Origin of the sequence: Pseudomonas marginalis (assembly GCF_008692035.1) — a bacterium.
Taxonomy (GTDB): Bacteria; Pseudomonadota; Gammaproteobacteria; order Pseudomonadales; family Pseudomonadaceae; genus Aquipseudomonas; species Aquipseudomonas marginalis.
Map to the genome: position 1 here is coordinate 756,026 of NZ_VTFG01000001.1, position 17,151 is coordinate 773,176.

Genomic DNA, 17,151 nt, shown 5'->3' on the forward strand with positions numbered 1-17,151 from the left:
CCTACTTTGAAGAGAGGAACGCTATGCCACATTCATTCTTGAACACACGACTGGACGGTGTGATCCAGCAAGCCATTAATCAACGCCGTATCGTTGGTGCCGTCGTGCTTGTCAGCCAGGATGGCGAACTGGTCTACATCAATGCAGCCGGACAGGCTGATCGTGAAGCCAGTACCTCCATGCGAGAGAATACGATTTTTCGATTGGCCTCCTTCACCAAGCCAGTTGTCTCGGCCACGGTCATGGGCTTGGTGGAAGACGGACACCTTGCTCTCGATGCGCCAGTAACCCGTTATCTCCCGAACTTCCGTCCTCGCATGGCTGACGGAAGTGCCCCAAGCATCACGATTCATCAACTCCTCACTCACACAGGTGGCCTGGGTTACCGTTTCGCGATGCCGGACGCCAGCGATTATCACCGTCTCAATGTATCCGACGGGCTGGATCAACCAGGACTCGGTATTGATGAGAACCTCGGTCGTCTGACTGCCGCTCCACTGCTGTTCGCACCCGGTAAGGGCTGGAACTATTCACTTGCCATCGACGTGCTCGGAGCCGTGATCGAGCGGGTTGAAGGCCGCCGCTTGGGTGAAGTAGTACGTGATCGTGTGACCGGCCCTCTGAAAATGCTGGATACCGGATTTCAGGTCAGCGATCTCGCCCGGCTAGCCAAACCTTATGTGGATGGCGCACTCGAACCGATGGAGATGAACGACGGCATTTCAGTGCCTCTCGACATTCCAGGACTTCAAGGCGCGGTACGCTTCGCGCCGAGCCGTGTCCTGAACCCAGAGTCCTACCATTCCGGTGGTGCGGGCATGGTTGGCACGGCTGGTGATCTGTTGCGCTTTCTTGAAGCGGTTCGTACGGGCGGCACTGGGCTGCTTACATCGCAGACGACGCAGAAAATGATGCAGGATCACGTGGGTATCCAAGCACAAACCCAGGGACCAGGGTGGGGCTTCGGTTACGGTTGGGCGGTTCTGTCCGATGCCAGTAAATCCAATTCACCTCAAGGCCAGGGCACGCTTCAATGGGGTGGCGTCTATGGTCATTACTGGTTCGTCGACCCAATCAAAAAACTGACGGTGGTTTCACTGACCAATACCGCCTTTGAGGGCATGTCCGGCACTTTCCCGTTCGCTATCCGCGATGCCGTCTACGCCTCGGTGAAAAAGACGCTCTGAGATGCAATGGTGTCCACATCTGCATGGGCGCCGGAGTTGAGAAGGTTACCGCTATCAATGGCGTTCGAAAAAATGGGGCGACGCAAAGGGACGTGGCTCCTTTGCGTCACCCCAAAACCTGGAGGTGATGGTCTTTTTAAAACGACCTAGACGACCTCGAATAACCCAGCTGCGCCCATGCCGCCGCCGATACACATAGATACGACTACGAATTTCACTCCTCGACGTTTGCCCTCGAGCAGTGCGTGCCCAACAAGGCGCGCGCCAGTCATACCATAAGGATGACCAATCGATATGCTTCCACCGTTTACGTTGTATAACGCTGGGTCTATATCAAGTTGATTGCGGCAGTAAAGCACCTGGCAAGCGAACGCCTCGTTCAATTCCCACAAGCCGATGTCCGAGACTCTTAGACCGTGCTGTTTCAGGAGCTTCGGAATAGCGTGGATCGGCCCGATGCCCATCTCCTCGGGTGCACAGCCTGCTACGGTCATCCCGCGATAGACCCCCAGAGGTTCCAGCCCCCGACGCTCTGCAAATCGCGCTTCGGTAAGTACACAAGCTGAGGCGCCATCGGACAGCTGACTGGCGTTGCCCCCCGTGATGACTCCCCCCTCAACAACTGGTTTCAGTTGGGAAAGACCTTCATAAGTGGTATCGGCGCGATTACCCTCATCTTTGCTCAACAGCACATCTTTAAAGCTAATCTCGCCCGTGGTCTTGTCCTGAACCTTCACTCGCGCCTGGAAGGGAACGATTTCAGCATCCAGCAGGCCGAGCGCTTGAGCGCGGGCGGTACGAAGCTGAGACTCGAGCGAGTAGCGATCCTGATCTTCGCGAGAAATACCATACTTGCCCGATACGAATTCAGCGGTGAGTAACATGGGCATATAGGCATTCTGGACGTGCGCGACCACTGCTGGATCAGCTTCTTTCAAGCTCCAGTTGAAGTAGTCGTTCTGTACTGCGGAGATGTTCTCCTGCCCACCTGCGATGGTGGCTTCCATACCATCAAAAATGATCTGCTTTGCCGCCGTAGCAATAGCCATCAGCCCCGACGCGCATTGTCGATCCATGGTTTGGCCAGACACTGTCACCGGCAGACCGGCGGCAAACACTGAAGTACGAGCGAGGTTCCCGCCAGCAGTGCCTGCAGAAAGCACCGTCCCAATCACCGCATCCTCGAACACATCGCCTTCCAGTCCCGATCGATCAACAGCATGGCGGATGGCATGTGCCATGAGCGTCGGCGACTTAGTGTCGTTGAACGCGCCTCGAAAGGCACGGCCAATGGGTGTACGGGCAGTCGATACGATTACAGCTTCACGCATTTGAATCACCTCGTGGATTTAGGCTTTCGGTACAGCTATGCCGAGATCGGACCAGACGTTTGCATCAGTCCATAAATTTGCCCGAACCTGCTATATGGAAGTTTTTCCATTGTCTTTATCAGCACGCTGGTCGCCATGGGCGCGGCACTGTAAATGCGGGTATTCAAGCTGGCGCAGGTACGTCCCGACTGCTTAAGTTCTGCGACAAGACTTCTGATCATCGCAGGCACCATGATGCTCAACGTCACTCGCTCTCGTTCGATTAACGCAACTATTTGGGAGGGAACAAAATCATGAATCACGACCAGGCGAGCGCCTACGGCCAAACCCAATGCACCGAGAATAGAACCGGCAATGTGACCATTGGGTAAGCAGAGCAGCACTATGTCATCAGGCCCGATGTCACGGTATGGACTAATTTCTCCCGCTAATAACGCGGCAAGCGGGGCTTTGAAAATGCTATCGCTTGTAAGCTGAACGCCCTTTGGCAGGTCGGTTGAGTCGCAGGTATACACCTGGAGGCAGTCATCGGACGCCTTCATGGTTGGTTTCGCCGCGACAGTAGATTGCTCATCCCGCCACGCCACATAGGCATCGCCAGTGGTAATGATTTGCTCGACAAATGTGAGTTGGGGCCGAATCTGCGAGAGTAACTCTTCGAAATCTGCTCCGATGAACAAGACGCGAGGTCCGCAATCCACTAGCACCTGAGCCACTTCGGATGCCGAAAGGTGAATGCTCAACGGTGTCAGAACAAGATTTGTTCTAGCAGCACCTAGCCAGATTTCGTAGAACTGATCGCTGTGATGATCAAGGATCGCAATACGCTCTCGATCTTCAAGGCCAAAATCCCACAAACCGTTGGCCACCCGGGTGGCGTGCAAGTCAAGTTGCGAGGCGGTCGTTTCTCGATCGCCACACACGAGAACCTTGCGCTCGGGCCGGGGTTGATCAGTCATACGAGCAACGTCAGCGAGAGTCAATCCAATCATTGGAACAGCCTCCGGATAAGCACCTTGATTATTATTGGGTGACACCGTCGAGGCCGATGGTAGGGGACCCAGGCGCTAAACAACGTCGCCCAGAAGACATTGTTAGAGCTTTTTTCTACTCTCACTTAGCTGACAGCTGATCCGAACTGCGACAACAGTCTCTCTCTCTCGGAAAAAGTAGTCTGAACACCGTAAAATCCCGCGTCACCGACCCCCTTCACGCCGACTCGCCTCGAGCAATGCCACATAAAGTGCGGGATTTTCAGTCACGCAGCAGCCGGGCCAGTGCAATGCGCAAGGACTCAGGAATAGGGACAGGACGGTTATTATTGCGGTCGACGAAGACATGCACGAAGCGCCCGGCTGCACAGGCGGAGTCTTCACCCGATTTGAAAATCGCCAGGTCGTATTGCACCGAACTGTTACCGAGTTTACCGACCACCAAACCGACCTCGATCCGTTCGGGAAAGGCGATGGAAGCAAAGTAGTCACAGCCGGAGCTGACCACGTAGCCGACCACTGGGCCGTCATGAATGTCCAGGCCGCCCTCTTCGATTAGCCAGCTGTTCACCGCGCTGTCGAAAAAGCTGTAGTAGACGACGTTGTTCACGTGCCCATAGAGGTCGTTGTCGTGCCAACGGGTTCCGATCATCTGGAAATGACGATAGTCGCAGCGCGAGGGTTGCGTCGGGTTCATGGGTGCTCGATCCATTCGGTAATGAGGGACATCAGTACGCGGCCTGGTAGATCGCCAACGCATCAGACTCGCTAACCTCACGAGGGTTGTTGACCAACAAGCGCTGCTGTTGCATCGCGTCGTGAGCCAACTGCCCGAGCATGGCCTTAGTCACGCCGGCATCGCGAAGGCGACTGGGCAGTCCACAGCGTGGACCGAGCGCCGCCAGCTCGACGACAAACTGCTCGCTCAGGCTTTGCGTATCGCCGGCGCGCAGACGCCCCCCCAACAGCAGCGGTGCCAGTTCGGCATACAGTGGCGCGGCAACAGGCAGGTTGAAGCGCAGCACATGTGGCAACACCAAGGCGTTGGACAGACCATGGGGTATATGAAAATGCCCACCCAACGGATACGCCAGTGCATGCACAGCCGCCACCGGGGCGTTGGCAAACGCCTGCCCGGCCATACACGCGCCGAGCAGCATCGCCTGGCGAGCCTCGCGGTTACCGCCGTTGTGTACCGCTTGGTCGATGTTCGCCGCGAGCAGCCCCAGCGCCTCGCGCGCCAGCAGGCTGGACATTGGGTTGCGCTTGAGCTTGCTGGTATAGGCCTCAATCGCATGTACCATGGCATCAATACCGGTAGCCGCCGTCACCGCCGCCGGCAGCCCCAAGGTCAGGTCGGCATCAAGCAACGCCAGGTCAGGCAGCAACAACGGTGAAACGATGCCCATCTTGGTGGTTTCACCGGTGGTTACAATGGCAATCGGAGTCACCTCAGAGCCGGTGCCGGCCGTGGTCGGCACCTGAATCAACGGTAGGCGACGCCCTTTGGCATTCCCAACGCCGTAGATCGCAGCCAGGTCCTGCTGGCACTCCGGGTGCGCAAGCAACGCGACCAGCTTGGCCACATCCATCGAGCTGCCGCCACCAAAGCCGACGATCAAGTCGGCACCCATTTCACGGGCCTGCTGCACCACCGCAAGCACACAGTCCTGCGGCGGATCGGCCAATACCTCGTCAAACACCGAGACCTTCAACTGCTCGGCAGCAAAACCTGGCAGCAACGTATCGAGTAGACCCAGCCGGGCGATGCCCGGGTCGGTGACGATTAATACCGCGTGCGCCCCGCGCTCGCAGCACAGGCTGGCCAAGCGCGAGGCCGCGCCGGCTTCACTGAGAATCTGGGCGGTAGTGGCAAAGCTGAAAGGCTGCATACGAGAGGTCCTTATTGTTGTCGTCGTTATTCGAAATGCCCGCATCGGTTGATGCGGGTTACTGCCATCAGAACGCGAAATCGTCCTCGGCCATCGACATCAAACAATCCGCGCCACCCAGCAAGGCTTCGCGGTGACCACTGGCACGTGGAAGCACCCGGCGCCAATAAAAATCGGCGGCTTGTAGCTTGGCTCGGTAGAAGGTGGATTCATCACTACCTGCCGCCAACGTAGCACTGGCACGCACCGCGACCTGCAACCACAGGCCGGCCAGCAACACATAAGCGGAGTAGGCAAGGAAATCGACGGACACGGCACCGATCTCCTGAGGATCGCGCCGACAAGCATCGACGACCAAGGTGCCAAGTGCACGCCACTCGGCGAGACGCAGCCCTACCGCTTCGGTCATTTCCCGCAGCGATGCCTGAGTACCCGCCGCTTCGACCTGCACCGTAAGCTCATCGATCAACGCTCCCAGTTCCGTCGCGCCGTCACCGAGAACTTTGCGCCGGATCAGGTCGAGTGCCTGGATACCGTTGGTGCCCTCGTAGAGCTGCGTGATGCGACTATCGCGCATCAACTGCTCCATCCCCCACTCGCGGATGTAGCCGTGGCCGCCATACAGCTGCACGCCAAGACTGGCGACTTCCTGGCCGACATCGGTAAGGAATGCCTTGACGATCGGGATCAGCAGCGCAGCCCGACGGCCCGCAGCCTTGCGTGCCAGAACATCCGGATCGCCGTGTTCAAGGTCGAGTTGAAGCGCTGTATAAGCCGCGAGCATACGACAACCTTCACTCAGGGTCTTCTGCGTCAGCAGCATGCGCCGTACATCCGGATGCACAATGATCGGGTCGGCACTCTTGTCCGGCACCGCCGGGCCGGTTAGGGCCCGTGACTGCAGACGCTCACGGGCATAAGCAAGACCGCCCTGGAATGCCGCCTCAGCGATTCCCAGCCCCTGTAAGCCGACCTGGAACCGCGCGTCGTTCATCATGGTAAACATGCATGCCAATCCCTGATTGGCCTCTCCGACCAGCCAGCCACTGGCCTCGTCGAAATTCATCACGCAGGTGGAGGTGCCCTTAATACCCATCTTGTGTTCCAGCGCACCGCAGCTCAGCTCGTTGCGTGCTTGCAGAGTGCCGTCGACTGTGGCGATGAACTTGGGCACGAGAAACAGGCTAATGCCCTTCACTCCGTGCGGTGCGTCGGGTAACCGGGCCAGCACCAAGTGAACGATGTTTTCGCTCAGATCCTGCTCGCCACCACTGATGAAAATTTTGTTGCCACTGATCCGATAGCTACCGTCGGCCTGAGGCTCCGCTCGAGTACGCAGTAGTGTCATGTCGGTGCCAGCCTGGGGCTCGGTAAGGCACATTGTGCCCGTCCATTCACCACTGACCATTTTGGCCAAATAGGCCTGCTTGAGCTCTTCACTGCCGTGCCGATGCAAGGCCAGCACCGCGCCTTCAGTCAGGCCGGAATAGATGCGAAAGGACAATGAGGCGCCCATCAGCATCTCGTGGAAGCTGGCCGAAATTAGCTGCGGAATACCCTGTCCGTCGTACTCCGACGGCCCAGTCATACTCGCCCAGCCATTGTCGACGTACTGCCGATACGCCTCGCGGAAACCGTCCGGAGTGGTCACTTGCCCCTGGTTGAACTGGCAGCCCTGCTCGTCGCTGTTGCGGTTCAGCGGCGCAACCACCTCGCCAGCAAAGCGGGCAGCCTCTTCCAGTATGCCGTCGATGGTTTCGTGATCCAGGCCGTTGCCCAAGCGCTTGCAGTGGCCTGAAACATCGAACATTTCGTGCAGTACGAAGCGCATGTCGCGCAAGGGGGCCTGATAGGTCATACGCGGCCCTCCTTCACGTCGGCGAAGCGCTTGTCGGCGTTGACCAGGCGCTGGATCAGACTGGCCGGACGCCAGTGGTCACCGAATATCCCTTGCAGACGCTCCAGGCGTATACGCATTTGCCGCACGCCCTGTTTATCGGCCCAACGCATCGGCCCGCCCGTCACTTCAGGAAAACCGTATCCGTTGAGGTACACGCGATCAATGTCATGGCTACTGCCGGCAATGTTTTCCTCAAGAATCTTTGCCCCTTCATTGACCAGCGCCAATAGGCAACGCTCGACGATCTCTTCATCACTGATCTCGCGGCGATAGAAACCCAGGCCCCGAGACACATTAAGCACCAGCGCGTCTACCTCGGGATCATGCTCAGCCTGCCGGCTGCCTTCTGCATAACGGTAATAGCCCATACGCGATTTCTGGCCGAAACGACCGAGCTCGCACAGTTCATTGTCGATCTGCACCAGCGGGTCATTCATGCCCCGCCCAGCCAACTCGCGAGCACGCCACTCCAGGTCAAGACCGACCACGTCGTACATGCGAAATGGCCCCATAGCAAAGCCGAATTTCTGCAGTGCATCGTCCACCTGCTTGGGTATCGCTCCTTCAAGGAGCATTTTGCGCGCCTCGGCCACATAGTTGGCGAGCATACGATTGCCGATGAAGCCGCGGCAGTTGCCGGACACTACCGCCACCTTACCGATGCTCCGCCCAAACGCCAGCGCAGCCTCCAACACCGGCGCAGCCGTTTTTTCGCCGCGCACGATCTCAAGCAACTTCATAACGTGAGCAGGGCTGAAGAAGTGGAGGCCCAGCACCTGCTCAGGGCGACTTGTGACGGCAGCAATGGCGTCGATATCCAAGGCAGAAGTGTTACTGGCCAGGATTGCTCCCGGCTTGAGCGTCTTGTCCACGGCTTTGAAGATCGCCTGCTTGAGTTCGAGGTTCTCATACACCGCCTCAATCACAAGGTCAGCATCCGCGAGTGCAGCGTAGCTATCCACGCTGCGAATCCGTGCCAGATTCTGACTGGCCTCTGCGCTACTGATTCGGTCCTTGGTGACCTGGTATGCCCACGTCTCTTCGGCCGTTTTCAGACCGACTTCAACCATCTGAGGATTGCTGTCCAGCCACAAGACAGGAATACCTGCACTGGCGAGGCTGATAACTATTCCGCGACCCATGGTCCCGGCGCCAATGACGGCGGCCTGCTGCACGTTGAACGGGGTGCTCACGCTTGGCGCTCCTGCTTTGGATGAGAAAGGATTGCCGCCACCCTAAGCAGGCGCCTACTATTTTTGAAATTTCATTTTCATATGCCAGGTATTTACTGTATGAATTTAGCGAGCTTCGACCTCAATCTGCTGCGCGTGCTCGACATGTTGTTGCGTGAACAAAATGTCTCACGGGCAGCGGAGCGATTGGCACTGAGCCAACCAGCTGTGAGCAACTCGCTTTCACGTTTACGCTTGCTGTTCGGGGACCCACTGCTGGTACGCGTCGGCCGCCACATGCAGCCGACACCCCGAGCACTGGCCTTGGAGGGTCCGATTCGCTCGGCACTGCAACAGATTGAGCAGACCCTCAATGCCGGAGAGACCTTCAACCCGCGCCTGAGCCATCAACAGATTCGCATCGCCCTGACTGACTTTGTCGAACAATTATGCATGCCGCCACTGCTGACGCGCCTTCAAGAACTGGCGCCGAACCTGCGCATCGACATCATGCACCTTGCCTCAAGCCTGCCTGCCGAAGCACTGGACAAGGGTGAACTGGATCTTGTGCTCGGTCGCTTCGACGAGATGCCGGCGCGCTTTACCCGCCAGCACTGGCACAGCGAAACCCTCTTGGTAGCAGTGCGTAAAGACCACCCGCAGGTGAGCAACTCGCTTGTGCTGGACACCTTCCTGCAGTTGCGCCATCTCTGGGTACATGGTGGCCAGACACGTGGCATGGTCGACCAGTGGCTGGCCGAACACGGTCTAGTGCGGCAAATTGTCTACACCACACCCAATTACCTGCAAGCCGCGCACCTAGTCGCCTGCTCGGATCTGTGTGTTGTCTTGCCCTGTCAACTGGCGCGTCAGTTCGCAACACTGCTGCCACTACAACTGTTCGATCTGCCCTTCGCCCTTGGGGAGTTCCACCTCGAACTGGTCTATCTGGCGCAACGCCAACATGATCCAGCCCTGGCCTGGCTGATCGACCAGATCCTTGCTATTCGCCCAGCATAGGCGAGGTGTCATTTACGAACCGTGCCTAATCCTGATCTCAGCCACGGCGATCACTGCCGGTGATATATGACCGAATGAAAAATAGCTTACACAATGTCATCTGGAAGACGTTTCCTCCCAATAACGCACCCTACCATCAACTCCGTAAGCGCCATTGCCATAACAATAATCCAGGCGCTACCGGAGATCGCTTATGTATGCATCAACGCTCGTCGCTATCCCTCCCTCCCCGTCCTATCGACGTCTCATCACGCAGCCTATTTGTTCATCCTTAGTGGGCACTGGCTTCGCCGAGCAAGGCCGACGCGCCAGTTCATCCACGCGCACCCCAGAGCGTGACAAGCAAAGTCCTTTTGGTGGAACCGTTGTCCGAAGTCTACCAAGAGCGCCATTGCGGCCATCGCTGATCTAGAATCCCTTGTAAGCCTTGGGCTGCATGAAGATGAGCAATTATTACGGTTACACCAGATCCGCTTCTTTGCACCTAGTGCATGGCGAAAAACGTGATCGCTTCAAAGTGGTGATGAACCACGCTGTCACCCTGTTCGGAGTAAAACAGTGAACAAGATTATTCTCCAAAGCACTTTCGCACTGACCGCCTGCGCGTTTTGCGCCACCGCTGTTGCCAATGGCCTGGCCGTCAACGAGCAAAGCGCGAGCGGTGCCGGCATTGCCTATGCCGGCCGCGCCTCTACGGCGCTGGATGCCAGCACTGTCTATGGTAACCCCGCCGGTCTGAGCAAGCTCAAGCGCACCGAGGTCAGTGGTGGCTTTGCGTTAATCAGCGCCAAAGTCGATATCAGTGACGCCCAGAGCAGTGCCTCGGGCAGCAACAAAGGTGATTCGGTACCACTGACTGCGGTGCCTTTCGGCTACTTTTCTACACCGATCAATCAGGACTTCACCTTCGGCATGGGCGTTTATGTCCCCAACGGCCTGGTCAACGATTATGAACGCAACTTCCAGGGACGCTATCACGGCAGCTATAGCAAGGTACAAGTGATCACCTTGCAGCCAACTCTCGCTTATCGCATCAACGATCGCGTCACCATCGGCGGCGGCCCAACCATTAACCACATAGAAGGCAATCTGCAGAACGATCTGGCCACCGGCGCACTGAATGCCGGCAGGGACACCCAGATCAAGATCAAGGGCGACGATACCGCGCTCGGCTACAACCTTGGCCTGATGGTCGATCTGAGTGACGCTACCACTTGGGGCATTACTTACCACTCCAAGGTCGACTATCACCTCACAGGCCACACTGAAGTGAGCGATTCTCCAAGCATTTTCGGCCTGAACGGCAAGTACAAAGCCTCGCTGGATGCGACCCTCCCGGAGTCGGTGAATACCTCTTTAACTCATCGTTTCAACGAGCGTTGGACCGGTTACCTGGGTTCCACCTGGACGCGCTGGAGCCGCCTATCGAAGCTCGAGGCAAAGAATAAAGGTGTCCCACCGCTCGGGCAGCAACTCGGCTTCAACACCATTGGCGAAGAGCTGAATTGGCACGACACCTTGTCGGTGGCAGTGGGTGCCTCCTATCAGCTTGATAAGCAGTGGGTGCTGCGTGCGGGCTTCGCCTATGATCCTTCACCGACCACCAATTCCGACCGGGAAGTGCGTATTCCTGTGGGCAACCGCCGCGCCCTGACCTTGGGTGCTGGCTACTCACCCAACGCAGACCTCACCGTCGACCTTGCCTACGCCTACCTGTGGGAAAACCGCAGCTCGGTTAGTCAAGCCAATACCTCCGGACTCCAACCAGCCTATAGCGCCAAGTACGAGAACAGCGCCAACGGCTTGGTGGCGCAACTGACGTATCGTTTTTGAGTCCAACGCAACGCTCTATCTGGCATGGGTTTGCTCCTGATAAGCAAACCCATGTCAGCGTTAGCATGCAAAAACACTTCCCATCAAAGGGCACAGATGCCCGTCATCGCTGAAGGCTTGTTCGGCAGGTGAAAGCCGCCCTATGAGCAATAAGTGAAGATGCCTTTCGGAACAATGCCCCCAGCAATCGTCAAACTATATTTTTCGTATAGCGCTTAAACTATATAATACGTATAGTTAAATAATTGGACTTACCCAACAAATTCAGGCAGTGAGCAACACATGAAAACGGCTGTGAGATCAGCGGCAATAGGCACGGAAACGCTGCCCTCTTTCCATTGGGGGGGGGCGCGGTTAGCGGCGCTGCCGGAGGGAAAAATTTCTAGCCTTGAACTGCTGGAGAACTTCCAGCCTGACTATCGGCTACCGCATTCCGCTGCGTATCGGCTGAGCGGAATATGTACAATGAGACATGACAAACAAAACCTACGGTCAAATCTGCCCAATAGCCCGATCGCTCGACGTACTTGGAGATCGCTGGACGCTGCTCTTGATTCGCGAACTCCTGTTAGGTCCGAAGCGATTCAAGGACATGCTCGCGATTCTGCCTGCAATGGGTACAAACCGGCTGTCCGAACGCCTGGCCATGCTGGTCCAGAACGGCGTCATTCAACAAGTCACGCTACGCACGCCTCCTACTACGCCAGCTTACGAGCTGACGGCTTTGGGCGAGCAATTACGCAAACCAGTGCTCGCGTTGGGATTCTGGGGACTGGGTCTGCCGATCGACGAGCGCATCGATCCGGCCAGTGCTCGTGCGGAGCTCATAGCCCTTTGCCTGACAAGCGCGAACGATTCGGCGACGAGCGCCGGTTTGCAGGAGCTGTACGAGTTTCAGGTGGGGGCGGAGGTCTTCCATGTTCAAGTAAACGACGGGACCCTGTTGGCACGGTCTGGGCCAAGCACAGAGCCCACCGACGTCAAGATACAGTGCGACATGGAAACCTTCATCGCGCTAGTCCTGCGCCAGATCACTCCAACGCGTGCGCTTCGCGAAGGGCACGCAAAGCTGCTGCAAGGGGATCGGCCAGCGTTTACACGTGTGTTCAAAGTACTCGAGTACAAGCCCTAAGACCGCAGGCCCTCTACCACTTCCCCTCGCTTCATGAGAATCGGGGGGCCTTGGCTCGACGCCAGCCTCCCACTCGCCTCGCCTTTCACCCTACCAGCTGTCAAACATTTGCTGATCCGTCAGCCGTCCCTATTTTGCCTTTACCTACCTGAATCCGATGTTGCCCGGAGGTGAACCTGCGCCCGTCGCGCGCTCATACAACAAACATCCCATTCAGCAATGCCTGTCCTGTGACTAGTGTCCGAAGCGCCATTACAAAAATAAGGAGACGCAACATGACTAGTTTTTTCACGTATGTACGTAGCGCTTGCCTGAGCCGCACGCAATGAATCCATCCTTCGATTTCGACTACATCGTTATCGGTTCTGGATTTGGTGGCAGCGTGTCCACCTTCCGGTTAACCGAAAAAGGCTATTCCGTCGCCGTAATGGAGATGGGCCGACGCTGGACGGCTGAGGATTTTCCCAAATCTAACTGGGACACGCGTCGCTGGATGTGGCGACCCGGGCTGAAAATGTTCGGCTTCTACAACATGCGTCTGTTCCGCCACGTGATGATCGTGAGCGGCAACGCATTCGGTGGAGGATCCATCACCTACGCCAATGTCTTGCTGACACCGCGCGATAGCGTATGGAGTGAGGGTTCTTGGGCTGGCTTGGCGGACTGGAAACGGATCATGCCGCCGTACTACGCCACGGCGGAGAAGATGCTGGGCGTAACAGAGAGCAAGATCATGGGTGAGGCCGATCTGCGCCTCAAGAAAATGGCGGATTTGCAAGGTATCGGACACACGTATCACGCCCCCCACGTAGGAACCTTCTTTGCTCCCGACGGTGAAGCAGGCGGCAAGACCTACCCGGATCCTTACTTCAATGGCGAGGGCCCGGAGCGCGGGACCTGCACCGGTTGCGGTGGCTGCATGATGGGTTGCAAGCACAACGCCAAGAACACCCTCGATAAGAACTACCTCTATCTGGCGCAAAAGCGTGGCGCCCAGGTTTTTGCCGAGACTAAGGTGGTGGACGTCCGGCCCCTCAATGGCAAAGAAGACGGCAGTGACGGCTATGAAGTCTTCACAGAATGCTCGACCGCCTGGTTCAACAAGCAGCGTCGCAGCTTCCGTTGCCGCGGTGTGGTCTTCGCCGCATCGTCGTTGGGCACGATGGAGTTGTTGTTCCGGCTCAAGCAAAGCGGGTCATTGCCACGCATCAGCGACGACCTCGGAAAGCGTGTGCGCACCAATGCCGAGTCCCTAATCGGCGTGCGTTTTCCTGCCGCGGACAAAAGCATGTCGCCAGGACTGGCGGGGGGGGGTGGCATCTATCTCGATGAGCGCACCCACATTGGCGTCGTGCGTTACCCGGAAGGCTCAGATGCGGTGGGTTTGATGATGACCTTGCTGTGCGGCGGACGTGCCGGGTGGACACGGATTTTTACCTGGCTATGGACGCTGCTCACCCACCCACTGCAAGCAATGCACGTGCATAACCCCATCGGTTTTGCGCGTCAGACCATGTTATTGCTGGTGATGCAGACAGTGGACGCGTCGCTCGACATGCGGCTCAAGCGCCGCTGGTTCTGGCCATTCGCAAAACAGCTCGACAGCGAGGGCGGCCCCATCCCCACCTTCATTCCAGAGGCGAATGCCTTTGCCGAAAAAGGCGCAAAAGCGCTTGGCGGCATACCGACGACCTTTCTGTCCGAGATTTTATTCAACATCCCCACCACGGCGCACTGCATGGGGGGCTGTGCGATGGCGGACTCACCGGAGCGCGGCGTGATGGACGTACAGAACCGTGTCTTCGGCTATCAGAACTTGCTGGTCTGCGACGGTTCGATGCTCAGCGCCAATCTCGGGGTTAATCCAAGCCTGACGATCACCGCGCTGACCGAGCACGCCATGTCGTACATCCCAGTGAAAAACACGCAAACCCAGCGGGTGTCGGCCCCCATCCCGCTGCACACCCTTCAATCTTGAAATAGCCCTTATAGAGAACTCACCATGACCTCCTCCGCGCCTGAAGAAAATCTGCTGAACCAGCCCTTGCAACTCCCGAACGGCAGTGTTTTTCGCAACCGTCTTGGCAAGGCGTCCATGAGCGAAACGCTGGGCACCTACAACAATCACCCGACATTAAAACTGGTCGAGTTATACCGGCGCTGGTCCGCGTCGGGCATTGGTTTGCTCATAACCGGAAATGTGATGATCGACCGGCGTGCACTCGGTGAACCAGGCAACGTGGTGATCGAGGATGAAGCTGACTTGCCTGTGCTACGCCAGTGGGCCCGTGCTGCAACCGAGCAGGGCGCGGCGATCTGGGTGCAGCTTAATCACCCTGGCAAGCAGTCGACCAAAGGCTTGAATGACAGCAACCTCGCGCCATCAGCCGTCCCGTTCCGCGAGGACATGGCCGCACTCTTCGAGACCCCGCGCGAAGCCACTACAGCCGAGATCGAAGACATCATCCAGCGCTTTGGGCGCAGCGCGGCCATTTGCAAGAAGGCCGGTTTCAGCGGCGTGCAGATCCATGGCGCGCACGGTTATCTGATCAACCAGTTCCTGTCGCCACACCACAATCGGCGTACGGATGAATGGGGTGGCAGCCCGGAAAAGCGTCGGCGTTTCGTGCTGGCCGTTTATACCGAGATCCGTCGCCAGGTCGGTGCCGATTTTCCCGTTGGTATAAAACTCAACTCAGCGGATTTCCAGCGCGGAGGCTTCACCGAAGAAGAATCAATGGCGACGATTCATGCACTCGCCGAAGCAGGCATCGACCTGATTGAGATTTCGGGGGGCACCTACGAGGCTCCAGCCATGAGCGGCGGCCTCCAAGAGACTAAAAAAGCATCCACCGTAGCGCGTGAGGCGTACTTTCTTGAGTTTGCTGAAAAGGTGCGCGCCTCGATCGAGGTGCCTTTGATGGTCACTGGCGGTTTTCGCAGTGCCACTGCCATGAACACTGCGCTGCGTTCCGGAGCGCTCGATGTCATTGGCCTCGCGCGGCTATTGGCCATTGATCCCGAAGCACCGGCAGCCCTGCTGCAAGGCCAGGACAGTCAACAGCGTGTAAAACCGATCACCACAGGTATCAAACAAATTGATCAGATGGGGGTCATGGAAATCTTCTGGTACACGCTGCAACTCAAACGAATCGCCAATGGCGGTGATCCACGCCCTAATGAAAGCGGGCTTTGGGCGCTTTCAAAATCGGTGATGAAAAGCGGCTGGGGCACGTTCCGTACACGGCGCATGCGCACGCGGGTATGAGCCCGCAGCTCGCCAAAGATCCAATCGCATCGTTCGCCACTGCGTCTCTATCTGGACCAAGGTTTTGATGGCGATGCATATCAAGACATGACAATAACCACCTGGAAGACTTCAACATGACCGACACCCATTTCACCGCCCCCACCCGCTTCGTGGAAGTCGATGGGGATAAATTTGCCTATCGCCGCTGGGGCAACAATACGACAGGCCTGCCCCCTCTGTTCTTCCTTCAACATTTCCGCGGCGGTATGGATCATTGGGACCCACTCATGACCGATGGCCTCGCTGCAGGGCGCGAGGTCATCCTCTACAACGGTCGCGGGATTGCCTCTTCTTCCGGCAAACCGCGTACCCGGATCGAGCATATGGCCGACGACGCTGCTGCGGTGATCCGAACGCTGGGTCTATCCAAGGTCGATGTTTTAGGTTTCTCGCTCGGTGGTTTTGTAGCTCAGGACCTGACGCGACGCCATCCCAATCTCGTCCGCAAGCTCATGCTGCTCGGCACGGGTCCTCGTGGCGGTAATCCGGACTCAGACCCTGGAGTGCTCGAAACTGCACCGCGCCCCGTTCCGACCCTGGAAGACTTTCTGTTTCTGTTCTTCGGTCGATCCCAGGCGGCGCGACAGGCCGGAAGCGACTTCTGGGGGCGCCGTCATCAGCGCGTCGACCAGGATCCACCAAGTTCTCCTGAAGTGATACAGGCCCAGATCGAAGCACATATGCACTATTTGCCAAAGCTGGACCCGAACGCTCCTTTCAATCATCTGCGCGAAATCAAACAGCCGACGTTCATCCTGAACGGCGTGGATGACGTTATGATTCCAACGGTCAATTCCTGGTACATGGCTCAGAACATCCCGAACGCCCAGCTATTCCTGTATCCAGATGCTGGCCACGGTGCTCAATTCCAATGCCCTGAGCGTTTCCTGAAACACGCCATTCAGTTCCTCAACGAGTAATAACTTACGGAGCAAGCTCACCATGCTGAAGTTTAAATTTTTGTTATGGGCTTTAACCAAGCTATTACAGAGAGCGATCAGAAAAAGTCCTGACTGCGCAAAATTCGTTAAAGATAAGGAGTTGGTCTTTCAAATCCGAACGCAGGGTGGAGTGGGTCGCTACTACACCATTAAAAACGGCAAGATAAAATCCTCTGCCGGCTTAACTGAAAAGCCAAAATTCACCCTGTCGTTTAGAGATGCAGGGAAGGGTTTTGCTATTTTGTCTGCTAAAGATAGTAAAGATGCATTTCTGACAGGGTTGCATAAAGAGGACTTGGTTATCAGCGGTGATTTTGCTGAGGTGATGTGGTTCCAGGGATTTACTGATTACTTGCAGCCCATCAAAAAAACATCACAACTTCACCCTTCAACGCGCTAAGACTTTGATGCAGTGGACCCTGTCTGATCTGGGGCGCCTCA

14 protein-coding genes are annotated in these 17,151 nt (G+C 57.0%); 8 read left to right on the forward strand and 6 right to left on the reverse strand.

Translation table 11 applies throughout. The features are described from left to right. The first annotated feature begins 23 nt into the window (after positions 1-23). On the forward strand, positions 24-1,187 hold the full coding sequence (locus tag FX984_RS03225) for a serine hydrolase domain-containing protein (RefSeq protein ID WP_154905263.1): 1,164 nt from the start codon (positions 24-26) through the stop codon (positions 1,185-1,187). A gap of 146 nt (positions 1,188-1,333) precedes the next feature. Here FX984_RS03225 and FX984_RS03230 read toward each other — a convergent pair whose 3' ends face one another. From FX984_RS03230 to FX984_RS03255, 6 genes are all read right to left on the reverse strand, one after another. Beyond that, positions 1,334-2,518 carry an acetyl-CoA C-acyltransferase gene (locus tag FX984_RS03230; protein WP_154905264.1) on the reverse strand — a complete coding sequence of 395 codons (1,185 nt, stop codon included), beginning with the start codon at positions 2,516-2,518 and terminating at the stop codon, positions 1,334-1,336. Positions 2,519-2,553: 35 nt separating this feature from the next. Then, a complete protein-coding gene (locus FX984_RS03235; RefSeq protein WP_190329698.1) occupies positions 2,554-3,477 on the reverse strand; it encodes an AMP-binding protein in 924 nt (307 codons plus the stop codon). A 295-nt stretch (positions 3,478-3,772) separates the two neighbouring features. Beyond that, positions 3,773-4,207 (reverse strand): acyl-CoA thioesterase, encoded by a 435-nt coding sequence (locus FX984_RS03240; RefSeq protein WP_154905266.1) that lies wholly within the window; start codon positions 4,205-4,207, stop codon positions 3,773-3,775. Positions 4,208-4,238: 31 nt separating this feature from the next. Beyond that, positions 4,239-5,402: an iron-containing alcohol dehydrogenase gene (locus tag FX984_RS03245; protein ID WP_154905267.1), complete on the reverse strand. Its 1,164-nt coding sequence runs from the start codon at positions 5,400-5,402 to the stop codon at positions 4,239-4,241. Positions 5,403-5,469: 67 nt separating this feature from the next. Beyond that, positions 5,470-7,260 carry an acyl-CoA dehydrogenase C-terminal domain-containing protein gene (locus FX984_RS03250; RefSeq protein ID WP_154905268.1) on the reverse strand — a complete coding sequence of 597 codons (1,791 nt, stop codon included), beginning with the start codon at positions 7,258-7,260 and terminating at the stop codon, positions 5,470-5,472. Further along, positions 7,257-8,495 carry a 3-hydroxyacyl-CoA dehydrogenase gene (locus FX984_RS03255; protein WP_154905269.1) on the reverse strand — a complete coding sequence of 413 codons (1,239 nt, stop codon included), beginning with the start codon at positions 8,493-8,495 and terminating at the stop codon, positions 7,257-7,259. Before FX984_RS03255 ends, FX984_RS03250 begins: the two co-directional genes overlap by 4 nt. Before the next feature lie 81 nt (positions 8,496-8,576). Here FX984_RS03255 and FX984_RS03260 point away from each other — a divergent pair, with 81 nt between their 5' ends. The 7 genes from FX984_RS03260 to FX984_RS03290 all read left to right on the forward strand — a co-directional run bounded on the left by FX984_RS03260 (position 8,577) and on the right by FX984_RS03290 (position 17,110). After that, on the forward strand, positions 8,577-9,494 hold the full coding sequence (locus tag FX984_RS03260; RefSeq protein WP_154905355.1) for a LysR family transcriptional regulator: 918 nt from the start codon (positions 8,577-8,579) through the stop codon (positions 9,492-9,494). Positions 9,495-10,052: 558 nt separating this feature from the next. Continuing rightward, positions 10,053-11,327: an outer membrane protein transport protein gene (locus FX984_RS03265; protein WP_154905270.1), complete on the forward strand. Its 1,275-nt coding sequence runs from the start codon at positions 10,053-10,055 to the stop codon at positions 11,325-11,327. A gap of 472 nt (positions 11,328-11,799) precedes the next feature. Then, on the forward strand, positions 11,800-12,459 hold the full coding sequence (locus FX984_RS03270) for a winged helix-turn-helix transcriptional regulator (protein WP_204280802.1): 660 nt from the start codon (positions 11,800-11,802) through the stop codon (positions 12,457-12,459). 325 nt (positions 12,460-12,784) lie between these two features. Beyond that, the gene (locus tag FX984_RS03275) at positions 12,785-14,437 is read left to right on the forward strand and encodes a GMC family oxidoreductase (protein WP_154905271.1); all 1,653 of its coding nucleotides are present in this window, start codon (positions 12,785-12,787) and stop codon (positions 14,435-14,437) included. A gap of 24 nt (positions 14,438-14,461) precedes the next feature. Next, on the forward strand, positions 14,462-15,727 hold the full coding sequence (locus tag FX984_RS03280; RefSeq protein ID WP_154905272.1) for an NADH:flavin oxidoreductase/NADH oxidase family protein: 1,266 nt from the start codon (positions 14,462-14,464) through the stop codon (positions 15,725-15,727). A gap of 116 nt (positions 15,728-15,843) precedes the next feature. After that, positions 15,844-16,689 carry an alpha/beta fold hydrolase gene (locus FX984_RS03285; protein WP_154905273.1) on the forward strand — a complete coding sequence of 282 codons (846 nt, stop codon included), beginning with the start codon at positions 15,844-15,846 and terminating at the stop codon, positions 16,687-16,689. 22 nt (positions 16,690-16,711) lie between these two features. Further along, the gene (locus FX984_RS03290) at positions 16,712-17,110 is read left to right on the forward strand and encodes a helicase (RefSeq protein WP_154905274.1); all 399 of its coding nucleotides are present in this window, start codon (positions 16,712-16,714) and stop codon (positions 17,108-17,110) included. Positions 17,111-17,151: the final 41 nt, after the last annotated feature.

Coding starts and splice junctions, on each gene's coding strand:
- FX984_RS03225 (WP_154905263.1), top strand. CDS start 24: ATGCCACATTCATTCTTGAACACACGACTGGACGGTGTGATCCAGCAA.
- FX984_RS03230 (WP_154905264.1), bottom strand. CDS start 2,518: ATGCGTGAAGCTGTAATCGTATCGACTGCCCGTACACCCATTGGCCGT.
- FX984_RS03235 (WP_190329698.1), bottom strand. CDS start 3,477: ATGACTGATCAACCCCGGCCCGAGCGCAAGGTTCTCGTGTGTGGCGAT.
- FX984_RS03240 (WP_154905266.1), bottom strand. CDS start 4,207: ATGAACCCGACGCAACCCTCGCGCTGCGACTATCGTCATTTCCAGATG.
- FX984_RS03245 (WP_154905267.1), bottom strand. CDS start 5,402: ATGCAGCCTTTCAGCTTTGCCACTACCGCCCAGATTCTCAGTGAAGCC.
- FX984_RS03250 (WP_154905268.1), bottom strand. CDS start 7,260: ATGACCTATCAGGCCCCCTTGCGCGACATGCGCTTCGTACTGCACGAA.
- FX984_RS03260 (WP_154905355.1), top strand. CDS start 8,577: ATGCCAGGTATTTACTGTATGAATTTAGCGAGCTTCGACCTCAATCTG.
- FX984_RS03270 (WP_204280802.1), top strand. CDS start 11,800: ATGACAAACAAAACCTACGGTCAAATCTGCCCAATAGCCCGATCGCTC.
- FX984_RS03275 (WP_154905271.1), top strand. CDS start 12,785: ATGAATCCATCCTTCGATTTCGACTACATCGTTATCGGTTCTGGATTT.
- FX984_RS03280 (WP_154905272.1), top strand. CDS start 14,462: ATGACCTCCTCCGCGCCTGAAGAAAATCTGCTGAACCAGCCCTTGCAA.
- FX984_RS03285 (WP_154905273.1), top strand. CDS start 15,844: ATGACCGACACCCATTTCACCGCCCCCACCCGCTTCGTGGAAGTCGAT.
- FX984_RS03290 (WP_154905274.1), top strand. CDS start 16,712: ATGCTGAAGTTTAAATTTTTGTTATGGGCTTTAACCAAGCTATTACAG.